Genomic DNA, 14,449 nt, shown 5'->3' on the forward strand with positions numbered 1-14,449 from the left:
GCCCAATTGGCGGATGGCCTCACGCAAACCCCTCTACCGTGTGAGACGTGAGCAGCAGCGGCCTCATCTACGCAGTCATCGTCGGGGCCTGGGCCGCCTACTTGGTGCCGATGTGGCTCCGTAGGCAGGACGAGCTGAACGAGGCCCGTCCGACGGAACGCTTCAGCACCGCCATCCGGCTGCTGTCCGGACGGGCGGGCATGGAGCGCCGGTACGCCAAGGACCTGCGGGCGCGCTCCACCCAGGAGGGGGAGCCGGACACCGGCGACCCGGACGCCGTCACCGACTCGGTGGACGTCCGGTCCTTCGCCATGCCTCCGACCCGCCGTCAGGTACGCGCCGACGTCGAACCCGAGCCGGCGGGCCGGGACGAACCGGCGCGCGACCAGTCCGGCGTCCCGGCGCCCAAGTCGTCCCCCGCCACGCCCAGGTCCACGCCCGCCCCGAAGTCCGCGACCGGCTCCGTGCCCGTGCCCGCTCAGGCCCGGGTGCCCGCCCCGCGGAACACGGCCGCGGCACAGGCGGCCGCAGCACGGGCCCGGCGCTCGAAGGTGCTCGCGCGCCGCCGGCGCACCACCGTGATGCTCTTCATCGCCTTCACCGCCGGCGCCATCGTCGCGGCCGTCGGCGGCCTCGCCTTCCTCTGGGCGCCCGGCGTGCCCGCGCTCATGCTCAGCGGCTACATCGGGTACCTGCGCACGCAAGAGCGCCGCCGCTTCGCCTACCACATGGACCGCCGCCGCGCCGAGGACGCCGCCCGCAGCCTGCGCGAGCGCCAGCCCCGGCGGCGCGCGTCCGTCGACGTGGAGCCGGCGGCCGGCGAACCGGACGAGGAGCCCGCGACCGGGACCGACACCGGTATGTCCGCGCTCGCCGCCGACCGCCGCGCCCTCGTCGAGCAGACCGACCACGCCGAATGGGTCGACCAGCAGCGCGAGCGGCAGCGACGGCCCGGGCACGGGGACAGCTGGGACCCGGTGCCGGTGCCGCTGCCCACGTACGTGACCGCGCCGGTCGCGCCCCGGGCCACCTCCGACGTCGACCTCGGCGCGCCCGACACCTGGAGCTCCGCCCGCTCGGGCCCCCTGGTGCCGGAGCAGGACGGCCACGTCCCGGACGCCGAGACGGACCGGCAGACCGCCGGGCGCGAGCCGGCCGAGGGCCGCGGCGACACCGTCCCGCCCGCCCGGTCCCGCTCGCGCGGTGCGGCCTCCGCGCGCCGGACGCGCGAGCGCGGACGCACCCCGCTGTTCGACCAGTACGAGGACGGCGACCGGCCGCGCGCGGCCAACGAGTGACAGTCGTCACCCCCCTGGAAGCCCGCCCCTGACCAGTCAGGGAACGGATTTCCAAGCACCCCGACGGGGATGCTAGAGTTTCACTCGTTGCAAGGGCCTGTGGCGCAGTCCGGTAGCGCACCTCGTTCGCATCGAGGGGGCCAGGGGTTCAAATCCCCTCAGGTCCACGCAGCATGAAGCCCCAGTCGGTGAAAGCCGACTGGGGCTTCATCGTGTTCAGAGCCGCTTGGCGTAGCAGAGGCTCTCCTCGTAGTGGCGGTAGTAGCCGAACTTGGCGCAGGGCTCGTAACCGCTCGACGTGTACAGGGCGATGGCCTCCGGCTGCTTGGTGCCGGTCTCCAGGACCATGCGGACGCGGCCGGCCATCCGGGCGTCCTCCTCCAGGGCCGCGAGGATGCGGCGGGCGAGGCCGAGGCCGCGCATCTGCTCGACGACGAACATCCGCTTGAGCTCCGCGTCGCCGTCCTCGTTGCCCTCGCCGTTGCTGTCCTGGCTGCGCCAGCCGCCGGTGGCGACCGGCCGGTCGCGCTCGTCGTACGCGATCAGATACACGCCCCGGGGCGGATCGAAGTCGGCGGCGTCGAGCACCGTGGCGTCGCCGCCGTCGCCGTAGCGCAGGTGGTACTCCTCCTGGACCACGTCGTTGAGCTTGACGGCGTCGGGGTGATCGAAACGAACGGGACGAATATTCATGCTGGGCATCGTACTTCTATGCATAGGGAAAGACTGACCTCGACCAGTGTGCCGGTATCGTGCCCGGATGCTGACTGTGACCTCGGTGAACGTGAACGGGCTGCGGGCCGCCGCCAAGAAGGGCTTCGTGGAGTGGCTCGCCCAGACCTCCGCGGACGTCGTCTGCCTGCAGGAGGTGCGCGCCGAGCCGCACCAGCTCCCCGAGGAGGTGCGGCAGCCCGAGGGCTGGCACGTGGTGCACGCCCCGGCCGCCGCCAAGGGACGCGCGGGCGTCTCGCTGTACACGCGCCGCGAACCCGACCGCGTCCGCATCGGCTTCGGCTCGGCGGAGTTCGACGGCAGCGGGCGCTACGTGGAGGCCGACCTGCCCGGCGTCACCGTCGTCTCGCTCTACCTCCCCTCGGGCGAGGCCGGCACCGAGCGCCAGGACGAGAAGGTCCGCTTCATGGACGAGTTCCTGGTCCACCTCAGGGAGCTGCGCGAGCGGGCCGCCGCCGACGGACGGCACGTGGTGGTCTGCGGCGACTGGAACATCGCCCACCAGCAGGCCGACCTGAAGAACTGGCGCGGCAACACCAAGAACTCGGGCTTCCTCCCCGAGGAGCGGGAGTGGCTCACCCGCGTCCTCGCGGCGGAGGACGGCGGCTACGTGGACGTCGTGCGCGCCCTGCACCCGGACGCGGAGGGCCCGTACACGTGGTGGTCGTACCGGGGGCGGGCCTTCGACAACGACTCGGGATGGCGGATCGACTACCACCTGGCGACGCCGGGGCTCGCGGACCGCGCGGTCAAGGGATTCGTCGAGCGCGCCGCCACGCACGCCGAGCGGTGGAGCGACCACGCGCCGGTGACCGTCGTGTACGACCTCTGAGGAATCCGGGGGCCGCGGGCGGCCCGCTCAGCCCCGCTTGCTGATCCTGCGGTCCAGGGCCAGGGAGAGTTCCGCCTCCACGACGCTGCGGGCCAGGGGGCGCAGGCGGTGGAGGTCCTCCTCGGGGGCGTGGCGCAGGATCATGTCGGTGAACAGGGCGGCGAGGGCGTCGGCGTGCTCGCGGACGCGCTTGCCGGCCGCCAGGACCTCCGCCAGGGGTATGCCCTCGCGGACCAGGGCGGAGGAGACGTCCAGCAGGCGGCGGCTGATGTGGACGATCTCGTCGCCGTCGGTGCCCAGGTAGCCCAGGTCCATGGCGGCGGCCAGGTTCTCCGGGGTGACCTCGCCCTCGAAGCGGGCGGCGAGTTCCTCGGGGGTGAGGCGGACCGGCTCCTCCTCGGTGGGGGTGCCGACGCCGAGCAGGTCGGCGACGTCGCGGCCCTGGTCGAGGGCCTCCGCGAGTTCCGCGATGCCGGTGAGGGTGTGGCCGCGCTCCAGAAGCGCCGCGATGGTGCGCAGGCGGGCCAGGTGGTGGTCGTCGTACCAGGCGATGCGGCCTTCCCGGCGGGGTGGCGGGATCAGCTTGCGTTCGCGGTAGAAGCGCAGGGTGCGCACGGTGATGCCGGCCAGACGGGCCAGCTCCTCCATGCGGTACTCACGCGTCCCGCCGCCCTGTCCGACCTCGTGTCCGCCGTCGTCCGTCACGTTCGCAGCCTATGTTGTACCGCCGGTAACTTTCCCTTTCCCACCCCCTACCGCTCGGTACGCCGCTGCTCTACAGTCCCATTGCGCCAGTGTTCACTGGCAGAGTCCAAGGCGATGCGTGGAGGCTTCGGGATGGCCGAGCACGAGCATGTACGGGTGGCGGTGATCGGGTCCGGGTTCGGCGGACTGGGAGCCGCGGTGCGGCTGCGCCGCGAGGGGATCACCGACTTCGTCGTCCTGGAGCGCGCCGACAGCGTCGGCGGCACCTGGCGGGACAACAGCTACCCCGGGTGCGCCTGCGACGTGCCCTCCCACCTGTACTCCTTCTCCTTCGCGCCCAACCCCGACTGGCCGCGCACCTTCTCCGGGCAGGAGCACATCCGCGCCTACCTGGAGCACGTCACCGACGTCTTCGGGCTGCGTCCGCACATCCGCTTCGGCGCGGAGGTGAAGCTGATGCGCTGGGACGGCGAGCGGCTGCGGTGGGAGATCGAGACGGCGCGGGGCACGCTCACCGCCGACGTCGTGGTGTCCGCCACCGGCCCGCTGTCCGACCCGAAGGTCCCCGAGATCCCGGGGCTCGAGTCCTTCCCCGGCAAGGTGTTCCACTCGGCTCGCTGGGACCACGACTACGACCTGCGCGGCAAGCGCGTCGCCATGGTCGGCACCGGCGCCTCCGCCATCCAGATCGTGCCCGCCATCCAGCGCCAGGTCGGCCGGCTCACCCTCTTCCAGCGCACCCCGCCCTGGGTGATGCCGCGCATGGACCGCGCCATCAGCGCCGCCGAACGCCGGCTGCACCAGGCGCTGCCGTTCACCACCCGGCTCAGGCGCGGACTGCTGTGGGGCATCCGGGAGCTCCAGGTGCAGGCGTTCACCAAGCACCCCGACGAACTCGGCCTGGTCGAGCAGCTCGCGAAGCGCAACATGGCCCGCGCGGTCAAGGACCCGGCGCTGCGCGCCAAGCTCACCCCGGACTACCGCATCGGCTGCAAGCGGATCCTGCTGTCCAGCGAGTACTACCCGGCACTGGCCCGGCCCAACGTGGACGTCGTCGCGAGCGGGCTCAGCGAGATCCGCGGCTCCACCGTCGTCGCGGCCGACGGCAGCGAGGCGGAGGTCGACGCGATCATCTTCGGCACCGGCTTCCACGTGACGGACATGCCCATCGCCGAGCGGGTGGTCGGGGCGGAGGGCGTCACGCTCGCCGAGACCTGGAAGGGCGGCATGCAGGCGCTGCGCGGCGCCTCGGCCGCCGGGTTCCCGAACTGGATGACGATCATCGGGCCCAACACCGGCCTCGGCAACTCCTCGATGATCCTCATGATCGAGTCCCAGCTCAACTACATGGCGGACTACCTGCGCCAGCTCGACGTGCTGGGAGGCCGTGCCGCCCTCGACGCCCGGCCCGCCGCCGTCGACGCCTGGAACCTCGAGGTGCAGGAGCGCATGAAGCGGACCGTGTGGAACACCGGTGGCTGCACGAGCTGGTACCTCGACCCGAGCGGCCGCAACACCACCATCTGGCCCGGTACGACGGCCGAGTTCCGGCGCGCGACCCGGCGGGTGGACCTGGCGGAGTACGAGGTCGTCCGGCGGCCCGGCGCCCCGGCCGCCGAGGCCGGTCCGGTGGCGGAGCAGCAGAGCGAGGCCGCCGTATGAGCCGGACCGCCGCGACGGCCACCGGCCCGTACGCCCCGCCCGAGCCCTCCCGCAGTCTCACCGTGGTCTCCGCGGACGGCGCCCCGCTGCACGCCGAGGTGCACGGCCCCGAGGACGCGCCGCCCGTCGTCCTCTCGCACGGCTGGACCTGTTCGACCGCTTTCTGGGCGGCGCAGATACGCGAGCTGGCGGCCGACCACCGGGTGATCGCCTACGACCAGCGGGGGCACGGGCGCAGTCCGGCGAGCCGCGCCTGCACCACCGAGGCGCTCGCCGACGACCTGGAAGCGGTGCTCGCGCAGACCCTCGCACCCGGGGAGAAGGCGCTCGTCGTCGGCCACTCCATGGGCGGGATGACGGTCATGGCCGCCTCCGCGCGCTCCCGGTTCCGCGAACACGCCGCGGCCGTCCTGCTGTGCAGCACCGGAAGCTCCCGCCTGGTCGCCGAGGCGCGCGTGGTGCCGTTGCGCGCGGGGCGGGCCCGCACCTGGCTCACCGGACGCGTGCTCAGCTCGCGCGCCCCGCTCGGGCCGGTCACGCCGCTGGCGATGCGCGTCCTCAAGTACGGCACCATGGGCGCCGGTTCGGCCCCGCACATGGTGGAGGCGTGCGCCCGGATCGTGCACGCCTGCCCGCGCACGGTGCGCCATGCCTGGGCGGGCATGCTCGCGGCACTCGACCTCGACCACGGGGTACGGGAGTTGCGCGTGCCCACCGCGGTGCTGCACGGCGCCGCCGACCGGCTGACGCCCGTCGTGCACGCCCACGCGCTGGTCGCCGCGCTGCCGCAGTGCATCGGTCTGACCGAGCTGCCCGGCGTCGGCCACATGTCTCCCGTGGAGGCCCCGGAGCAGGTGACCGGGAGGATCCGCGAGCTCGTCACCACCTACGTCACGGGCGACGCACCCGTCTCCCGTTCCACCGTCGTGCAGCAGATCAAGGAGGGCGCATGAGCAGGGTCAGCCTCGAGGGACAGGTCGCCGTCGTCACCGGAGCGGCGCGCGGCGTCGGCGAGTTGCTCGCCCGCAAGCTCTCCGCGCGCGGCGCCAGGGTCGCGCTGGTCGGCCTGGAGGAGGACGCGCTCAAGGAGGTCTCCGGGCGGCTGCACAGCGAGAGCGCGCACTGGTACGCCGACGTCACCGACCACGAGGCGATGAGCCGGGTGGCGCGTGAGGTGAAGGAGCGCTTCGGCAAGGTCGACATCGTCGTCGCCAACGCCGGCGTGGCGACCGGGGGTCCCTTCATCGACTCCGACCCGGACGCCTGGCGGCGGGTGATCGAGGTGAACCTGATCGGTTCGGCGGTCACGGCCCGCGCGTTCCTGCCGGTGCTGGTCGAGAGCCGGGGCTACCTGCTGCAGATCGCCTCGCTCGCCGCGATCACGCCGGCGCCGATGATGTCGGCGTACTGCGCCTCCAAGTCGGGCGTGGAGGCCTACGCGCACAGCCTGCGGGCCGAGGTCGGCTACCAGGGCGTCCGGGTGGGCGTCGGGTACCTGTCCTGGACCGACACCGACATGGTGCGCGGCGCCGACCAGGACGACGTGATGCGGGAGCTCAGGCAGCGGCTGCCGTGGCCGTCGAACAAGACCTACCCGCTGGGCCCGGCGGTGGACCGGATCGTGGAGGGCATCGAGCGGCGCTCGGCGCACGTGTACGGGCAGTGGTGGCTGCGGGGCATGCAGGGGGTGCGCGGCTACCTGCCGGCGCTCATCGGAACCGTCGGCCAGCGGGAGATGCGGCGGTTCGCGCCGCGGCTCCAGGGGATGCGTTCCGGGCTCGTCGGCGCAGGTGGGGAGGCCGATGAGGCGGCCCGGGCTACGCAGCGTAACTGATCGACATGCGCAGCGTGTTGGGCCGTGTGAATCTGGTCGAGGCCCCACCGGGGGCCAACCCCCCACCCACTTCGGGAGTGAACCCACATGGGTATGAAGGACCAGTTCACCGAGAAGACCAACGACTGGCAGGACCAGGCCCGCGAGAAGGTCGGCCAGGCCCGGGAGAAGGCCGGCCAGGCCACCCGGGAGAAGGCCGGCCAGGCCACCCGGGAGAAGGCGGGCCAGCGCGGCCCGCAGTCCGGTCAGCGCGGCCAGCAGCAGGGTCAGCACGGGCAGCAGCAGGGTCAGCGTGGCCACCAGCAGCCTGAGCGGGGCCGCAACATGCGCGACATCGACGACTCGCAGCGGGAGATGGACGACCGCTTCGACGCCGACTACGACGCGTAACGCTGCGCTGGCTTCGGCTGGTTGGCAGCTTGGGGTGCCCTCCGATTCTTTCGGGGGGCACCCTGCTGTTTTCGGGTGGGGTCGGGGGCGTTGGGGGTTGGGCGGGGTGTCGGGGGTGGGGTGTCGGGTGCGGGTGGGTGGGGGCTTGTCGCGCAGTTCCCCGCGCCCCTGAGGCCTGCGGAGCCTTCCGCGCCCTGGAGATTGCGCAGTTCCCCGCGCCCCTGAAAGACTGCGCAGTTCCCCGCGCTCCAGAGGACTGCCCAGCTGCCCGTGCCCCTGAAGGCTGCGCGGCCTCCCGCGCCCCTTTGAGCTCTGCTCACGTTCGCTGGGGCCTCGGGGGGAGGGGTGGGCGGGGGGTGTTGGGGACGTCGGTGTAGTCGGGGGGAGTGGCCGCGGGGTTGGTCTCCAGGAGTTCCAGGGCCAGTTGGATGGCGTCGTCCAGTTGGGCGTGGCGGCCCTCGGCCCAGTCGAGGGGGGTGCGCAGGATCTCCAGGTCCGGGGTGACGCCGTGGTTCTCCACGGACCAGCCGTAGGCGTCGAACCAGGCCGCGTTCATCGGGACCGTGATCACCGTGCCGTCGCCGAGCCGGTGCCGGCCGGTCATGCCGACCACGCCGCCCCAGGTGCGCTGGCCGACGACCGGACCCAGCTTGAGCAGCTTGAACGCGGCGGTGATCATGTCGCCGTCGGAGGAGGTCGCCTCGTCGGCGAGGGCCACGATCGGGCCCCGGGGGGCGTTCGAGGTGTACGACACCGGCTGCGCGTTGCGGGTCAGGTCCCAGCCGAGGATCGTGCGGCTCAGGGTCTCGATGACGAGTTCGCTGATGTGCCCGCCCGCGTTGCCGCGCACGTCCACGATGAGCGCCGGCCGGGACACCTCCATGCGCAGGTCCCGGTTGAACTGGGCCCAGCCGGAGCCGCCCATGTCGGGGATGTGCAGGTACCCGCACCGGCCGCCGCTCAACTCCCGGACCACCTCGCGGCGTTTGGCCACCCAGTCCTGGTAGCGCAGCGGCCGCTCGTCGATGAGCGGCATGATGGCGACCCGGCGGGCGCGGCCGGGCTCGCCCGGCGGCGGGGTGAACGTCAGCTCCGTCGTCGTCCCGCCCGAGCCCGCGAGCAGCGGGTACGGCCCGGTCACCGGATCGACCGGGCGGCCGTCCACGTGGGTCAGCACGGCGCCCTCGCGGATGCCCGTGCCGGCCAGCGGCGAGCGCGCCTTGGAGTCGGAGGAGTCGCCGGGCAGGATGCGCTTGACGGCCCAGCCGCCGTCCCGCTCGACCAGATTGGCGCCGAGCAGGCCCTGCCAGCGCTGGTAGTGGGGCGGCCCCTCGTTGCGCCGGGCCGCGGTGACGTAGGCGTGCGAGGTGCCCAGCTCGCCGAGGACCTCGCGCAGCAGATCGGCGAAGTCGTCGGGGGAGGCGACCTGTTCGACCAGGGGCCGGTACTGGTCCAGCACCCCGTCCCAGTCGATGCCGCACATCCCGGGGTCCCAGAAGTAGGCGCGGATGAGCCGGCCGGCCTCGTCGTAGGCCTGGCGCCACTCGGCGGGCGGGTCGGCGTGGTGCACGATGCGGCGCAGGTCGATCCAGACGGTCGTGTCGGCGTCGCCGGGCTCCGTCGAGGGCACCGCGCGCAGGTCGCCCTCGTCGACCACCATCAGCCGGGTCGCGTCCCCGCTCACCGCGAACCAGTCCAGGTGGTCGACCAGTTCGGACTTCTTGGCCTTGGCGATGTTGAAGTACTCGAGGGTGGGCCGGCCGCTGATGTCGGCCGGGTTGGCGAAGGTCTCGCCGAGCGCCCCGGAGATGGGCCAGCGCAGCCAGACCAGGCCCCCGCCGGCCACCGGGTACAGCGCGGAGTACTTGGAGGCGACGACCGGGAACGGGGTCACCCGGTTCTCCAGGCCCTCCACCTCCACGATGACCGCGCCGCTCTCCCCGCCGCCCTCGTCCTCGAGCGGGTCGAGCCCCCCGGCGGCCGGGCGGCCCTCGGGGTTCAGGGCGAACGGGGAGGGGGTCGCGGAGGAGAGCGGGACCAGGTACGGGCGGCAGCCCAGCGGGAAGGACAGGTCGCCGGTGTGGACGTCGTACACCGGGTCGAAGCCGCGCCAGGACAGGAAGGCGAGGTAGCGGCCGTCGCGGGTGAAGACGGGATTCTCGTCCTCGAAGCGGCCGTTGGTGACGTCCACGATGTGCCGGTCCTTGATGCGGGCCAGCTTGATCTGCCGCAGGGAGCGGCCGATCCCCGGGTGGGACCAGGTGATCCAGGAGCCGTCCGGGGAGAAGGCGAGGTCACGGACGGGCCCGTTGTCGGACCGGACCAACTCGCTCACCCGGCCGTCCGAGCCCGCGGCGGCTCCGCCGCCCGGCTCGCCTGAGTCCCCCGGGCCCTCGCCTGAGTCCCCCGGGCCCTCGCCTGAGTCCCCCGGGCCCTCGCCCGAGTCCCCCGGGCCCTCGCCCGAGTCCCCCGGGCCCTCGCCTGAGTCCCCCGGGCCCTCGTCGGCCGCCCCCGCCCCCGCCCCCGCCGCCTCCGGCTCCGCCTCGTCCGTGACGTCGATCAGCAGCAGCCGTCCGTCGTGGCCGGCGACGGCCAGTCGTTCGCCCAGCGGGTCCGACACCATTTCCAGGACCCGGCCCAGCTCGCCCTGGCCCAGCCGGCGGGTGGCGCGGTCGCCGGAGGCGCGGGGGAGGCGGGCGATCTCCACGGCGTCCTCGCCCTCGGCGTCCGTCACGTACGCCACCTGCCCGGTGGAGCCCAGCATCTCCGGCAGCCGGACCCGGACCCCGGGGGTGTCGGTGATCGTGCGGGACGGGCCGTCCCGGTGCGTGAGCCAGTACAGACTGCCCCGGACCACGACCGCGCTGGCCCGCCCGGTCTCGTCCATGGAGATGCCGTCCACGTGCTGGGCGGCCGGCACCTGGTGCCGGCGGCGCCCCGCGCGCGGGCCGCCGAGCCGGACGTCGAGCCTGCGCGGCACGGCGTCCGGGGCGAAGTCGTCCACGAGCCACAGTTCGCCCGCGCACTGGTAGACCACCCGGTCGCCGTCGCTGGAGGCGTGCCGGGCGTAGAAGGCGTCGTGGTCGGAGTGGCGGCGCAGGTCGGAGCCGTCGTAGGCGCAGGAGTAGAGGTTGCCGACGCCCTCGTGGTCGGAGAGGAAGGCGATCCGGCCGCCGACGAACATCGGGGAGTGCAGATGCCCGCCGATGTCCGGCAGCAGCCGCTGTCCGTGCAGCCAGAGCCGCCCCATGGCGCCGCCCCGGTACCGCTTCCAGGAGGCGGGTTCGTGCGGCGGGGTGCCGGTGAGCAGCAGACTCCTGCGCTCGCCGTCGATGTCGGCGGTCTGGATGTCGGAGACCGGGCCCCAGGGCAGTTTGCGGCCGGGCGCGCCGTCCGTGGTGAGCTTGTAGGCCCACGTGAAGTAGGAGAAGGGCTCGCCGTGGGAGGTGACGGCGAGGATGTCGCCGTCCGGGGTCCAGCCGCGGACCTGGGTGTCGGCGCTGCCCCAGTACGTGAGCTGCCGCGCGGGTCCGCCGTCGACGTCGACCAGGTGGATCTCGGGCACGAGGCTGCGCCAGCCGGCGTAGGCGATCCGGCGGCCGTCGGGCGAGAAGCGGGGGTGCCCGGTCTTGGCGCGGTCCACGGTCAGCCGCCAGGCCCGGCCCGGGGAGTCCAGGGGTGCCAGCCAGAGGTCGTCCTCGGCCACGAAGCACAACAGGTCGCCGTTGAGGTGGGGCAGGCGCAGATAGCTCACCTCCCCATGCTTTTCCGGTGGCGGGACCCCAGCAACCGGAGCCCGCCGGAGCGGCGCTTCACGGGAATCCGACAGACGTGACCCAGCACACGAACGAAACCGTTTCGTTTCGCTTGCGGCTGGGGTACATTCGTCGTGTACGAAACCGTGTCGTTCAAGCGGGCAGCCGCACCGGGAAGGTGAGAGACATGACTGAGACCGCCACCGCGCGTCGCAGTCGGATCACGCCCGAACGCGAGGCCGAGTTGTACGCGGCCGTGCTGGACCTGCTCCGCGAGGTCGGCTACGACGCCCTCACCATGGACGCCGTCGCCGCCCGCACCCGGTCCAGCAAGGCCACGCTCTACCGCCAGTGGGGCGGCAAGGCCGAACTGGTCGTGAGAGCCATCCGGCACGGCAAGCCCGACCGGATCGGCGAGATCGACACGGGCACGCTCCGGGGCGACCTGCACGCGCTGGTCCAGCTCGAGGACGACTGCACCATCGAGCAGAACTCGGCGCTCATGCGGGGCGTCGCCATGGCGATGCACAACAACGCGGATCTGCGCGAGGCCTTCCGGGCCCAGCTCGTGGAGCCGGAGATGTCCGGCTTCCACCAGGTGATCCGGCGGGCGATCGACCGGGGCGAGGTCCGCCAGGACTGCCCCGCGCTCGACTTCCTGCTGCACATGATGGTCGGCGGCTTCGCCACCCGCGCGCTGCTCGACGACCAGCCGCCCACCCGGGCCTTCCTCACCTCGTACATCGACGCCGTGGTCCTCCCCGCCCTCGGCGTCACCACCTCCGGACCACGCTGATCATCCCCTGATCGCTCTCCCCGGCAAGCCCACCATCTGACGTCACCGCTCACGTCGTCGGGCTGATCACCCCTGCCCAGCTGAACCCCACGACTGACCGGGAGTACGCCCTCGTGGCCACGTTCCTCTACAAACTCGGCCGGCTCGCCTTCCGGCGACGGCACTTCGTCGCCCTCATTTGGGTCGCGCTGCTCACCCTCGCCGGGGTGGGCGCCGCCTCCGCGCCGCCCGCCGGCAGCACCTCCTTCTCCATCCCCGGTACGGAGGCCCAGAAGGCCTTCGACCTGCTGGAACAGCGCTACCCCGGGATGAGCGCCGACGGCGCCACCGCGCGGGTCGTCTTCAAGGCGCCGGACGGCGGCAAGATGACGGACAAGGCGAACAAGGCCACCGTCCGCGAGACGGTGAAGGAGCTGCGCAGCGGCTCCGAGGTCGCCTCCGTCGCCGATCCGTACGCCGGGCACGCCGTCAGCAAGGACGGCTCCGTCGCCTACGCGTCGGTGAAGTACAAGGTCTCCGGCATGGAGCTGGAGGACTCGGCGAAGGACGCCCTGAAGGACGCCGCGCAGGACGCGCGGGACGCCGGGCTGACGGTCGAGATCGGCGGTGACGCGCTGACCGCGACCCCCGAGACCGGCTCCAGCGAGGTCATCGGCATCGCGATCGCCGCCGTCGTCCTCGTCATCACCTTCGGCTCGCTGCTCGCGGCCGGATTCCCGCTGCTGACCGCGATCATCGGCGTCGGCATCGGCGTCTCCACCATCAGCGCGCTGGCGAGCGCCCTCGACCTGGGCTCGACCACCTCCATCCTGGCCTCGATGATCGGCCTCGCCGTCGGCATCGACTACGCCCTGTTCATCGTCTCCCGCTACCGCGCCGAACTCGCCGAGGGCCGCGAGCGCGAGGACGCGGCCGGCCGGGCCGTCGGCACGGCGGGCTCGGCGGTGGTCTTCGCCGGTCTCACCGTCGTCATCGCCCTCGTCGGGCTCTCCGTGGTCAACATCCCGATGCTGACCAAGATGGGCGTCGCCGCGGCCGGCACGGTCGCCGTCGCGGTCCTCATCGCGCTCACCCTCATCCCGGCGCTGCTCGGCTACGCGGGCCGCCGGATCAAGCCGGCCGGCGAGAAGAGCAGGCTGCTCGGCGGCGGCCGGACCCCGAAGAAGCCGGGCCGCCCGAACCTGGGCACCCGCTGGGCCAGCTTCGTCGTACGGCGCCCGGTCGCCGTGCTGCTGCTCGGCGTGATCGGCCTGGGCGCGGCCGCCATCCCGGCCGCCTCGCTGGAACTGGGCCTGCCCGACGACGGCTCCCAGCCCGTCTCCACCACACAGCGGCGCGCCTACGACCTCCTCTCCGAGGGCTTCGGCCCCGGCTTCAACGGCCCCCTGATGGTCGTGGTCGACGCCAAGGACAGCGACCACCCCAAGACGGCCTTCACGAAGGTCGGCGACGAGATCAAGGGCCTGAAGGACGTCGTCACGGTCACCCCGGCCACGCCCAACAAGACCGGCGACACCGCGACGATCACCGTCATCCCGGACTCCAAGCCGTCGTCGGCCACCACCGAGGACCTGGTGCACGCCATCCGGGACAAGAGCGCGGACATCACCTCGGCGACCGACGCGAAGGTGCTGGTCACCGGCTCCACGGCGATGAACATCGACGTCTCGCAGAAGCTCAACGACGCCCTGCTGCCGTACCTCGCCCTCGTGGTCGGACTCGCGTTCCTGCTGCTGATCGTGGTGTTCCGCTCGATCCTCGTCCCGCTGAAGGCGGCCCTCGGCTTCCTGCTCAGCGTGACGGCCGCGCTCGGCGCCGTGGTCGCGGTCTTCCAGTGGGGCTGGCTGTCGGGCCTGATGAACGTGGAGGAGACCGGCCCGGTCATGTCGATGATGCCGATCTTCATGGTCGGCGTGGTCTTCGGACTCGCCATGGACTACGAGGTGTTCCTCGTGACCCGGATGCGCGAGGCCTTCGTCCACGGGGAGAGGCCCCAGCAGGCCGTCGTCACCGGCTTCAAGCACGGGGCGCGCGTGGTCACGGCCGCCGCCGTCATCATGATGGCCGTCTTCTCCGGCTTCATCGGCTCCAGCGAGGCGATGGTGAAGATGATCGGCTTCGGTCTCGCCGTCGCCGTCCTCTTCGACGCGTTCGTCGTCCGCATGGCCATCGTCCCGGCGGTGCTCTCGCTGCTCGGCAAGCGGGCCTGGTGGCTGCCGAAGTGGCTGGACCGGGTGCTGCCCAACGTGGACGTGGAGGGCGACGGACTGCGCACCGACGCCGACCGCCGGGACCCCGACGGGGAGAAGGAGCTGGTACGCGCCTGACGTACCGCTCGGGGAAGACCAGCCGGTGAGGGTTCCGTGGGGACGGGGCTGCCCTCACCGGCTTCTTCCCGTCCGCGGCCGAGGGCGGCGCGGCCGGCCCGGCGGAACCCGTTCGCGT

11 protein-coding genes and 1 tRNA gene are annotated in these 14,449 nt (G+C 72.6%); 9 read left to right on the forward strand and 3 right to left on the reverse strand.

What is annotated here, in order from left to right; all coding sequences use genetic code 11:
- Positions 1-47 precede the first annotated feature (47 nt).
- Both glpR and ACFYU0_RS21560 read left to right on the forward strand, forming a co-directional pair.
- Positions 48-1,298 (forward strand): gephyrin-like molybdotransferase receptor GlpR, encoded by a 1,251-nt coding sequence (gene glpR, locus ACFYU0_RS21555; protein ID WP_389303421.1) that lies wholly within the window; start codon positions 48-50, stop codon positions 1,296-1,298.
- Positions 1,299-1,391: 93 nt separating this feature from the next.
- Positions 1,392-1,465 (forward strand) — tRNA-Ala (locus ACFYU0_RS21560).
- Between the two features lie 49 nt (positions 1,466-1,514).
- On the opposite strand, the gene ACFYU0_RS21565 is transcribed toward ACFYU0_RS21560, so the two are convergent.
- Positions 1,515-1,991, reverse strand: coding sequence for a GNAT family N-acetyltransferase (locus tag ACFYU0_RS21565; RefSeq protein WP_351664912.1), 477 nt, complete (start codon positions 1,989-1,991; stop codon positions 1,515-1,517).
- 67 nt (positions 1,992-2,058) lie between these two features.
- Here ACFYU0_RS21565 and ACFYU0_RS21570 point away from each other — a divergent pair, with 67 nt between their 5' ends.
- Positions 2,059-2,862: an exodeoxyribonuclease III gene (locus ACFYU0_RS21570; protein ID WP_389303423.1), complete on the forward strand. Its 804-nt coding sequence runs from the start codon at positions 2,059-2,061 to the stop codon at positions 2,860-2,862.
- 27 nt (positions 2,863-2,889) lie between these two features.
- Here the strand turns inward: ACFYU0_RS21570 and ACFYU0_RS21575 are convergent, their stop codons facing one another.
- Positions 2,890-3,510 carry a MerR family transcriptional regulator gene (locus tag ACFYU0_RS21575; protein WP_351665055.1) on the reverse strand — a complete coding sequence of 207 codons (621 nt, stop codon included), beginning with the start codon at positions 3,508-3,510 and terminating at the stop codon, positions 2,890-2,892.
- Between the two features lie 189 nt (positions 3,511-3,699).
- On the opposite strand from ACFYU0_RS21575, the gene ACFYU0_RS21580 reads away from it, so the two are divergent.
- The 4 genes from ACFYU0_RS21580 to ACFYU0_RS21595 all read left to right on the forward strand — a co-directional run bounded on the left by ACFYU0_RS21580 (position 3,700) and on the right by ACFYU0_RS21595 (position 7,453).
- Positions 3,700-5,229: a flavin-containing monooxygenase gene (locus tag ACFYU0_RS21580; protein ID WP_389303426.1), complete on the forward strand. Its 1,530-nt coding sequence runs from the start codon at positions 3,700-3,702 to the stop codon at positions 5,227-5,229.
- On the forward strand, positions 5,226-6,182 hold the full coding sequence (locus tag ACFYU0_RS21585; RefSeq protein ID WP_389303428.1) for an alpha/beta fold hydrolase: 957 nt from the start codon (positions 5,226-5,228) through the stop codon (positions 6,180-6,182). Before ACFYU0_RS21580 ends, ACFYU0_RS21585 begins: the two co-directional genes overlap by 4 nt.
- Positions 6,179-7,063 (forward strand): SDR family oxidoreductase, encoded by an 885-nt coding sequence (locus ACFYU0_RS21590; protein ID WP_351664904.1) that lies wholly within the window; start codon positions 6,179-6,181, stop codon positions 7,061-7,063. The genes ACFYU0_RS21585 and ACFYU0_RS21590 overlap by 4 nt, the downstream gene beginning before the upstream one ends.
- A gap of 87 nt (positions 7,064-7,150) precedes the next feature.
- Positions 7,151-7,453 (forward strand): hypothetical protein, encoded by a 303-nt coding sequence (locus ACFYU0_RS21595; protein WP_351664902.1) that lies wholly within the window; start codon positions 7,151-7,153, stop codon positions 7,451-7,453.
- A gap of 316 nt (positions 7,454-7,769) precedes the next feature.
- On the opposite strand, the gene ACFYU0_RS21600 is transcribed toward ACFYU0_RS21595, so the two are convergent.
- Positions 7,770-11,207, reverse strand: coding sequence for a S41 family peptidase (locus tag ACFYU0_RS21600; RefSeq protein WP_389303431.1), 3,438 nt, complete (start codon positions 11,205-11,207; stop codon positions 7,770-7,772).
- A gap of 188 nt (positions 11,208-11,395) precedes the next feature.
- On the opposite strand from ACFYU0_RS21600, the gene ACFYU0_RS21605 reads away from it, so the two are divergent.
- Positions 11,396-12,004, forward strand: coding sequence for a TetR/AcrR family transcriptional regulator (locus ACFYU0_RS21605; protein WP_389303434.1), 609 nt, complete (start codon positions 11,396-11,398; stop codon positions 12,002-12,004).
- A gap of 113 nt (positions 12,005-12,117) precedes the next feature.
- Positions 12,118-14,331, forward strand: a complete 2,214-nt coding sequence (locus ACFYU0_RS21610) for an MMPL family transporter (RefSeq protein ID WP_389303437.1) — start codon at positions 12,118-12,120, stop codon at positions 14,329-14,331.
- Positions 14,332-14,449: the final 118 nt, after the last annotated feature.

It is taken from the genome of Streptomyces sp. NPDC003720 (assembly GCF_042875075.1).
GTDB lineage: Bacteria > Actinomycetota > Actinomycetes > Streptomycetales > Streptomycetaceae > Streptomyces.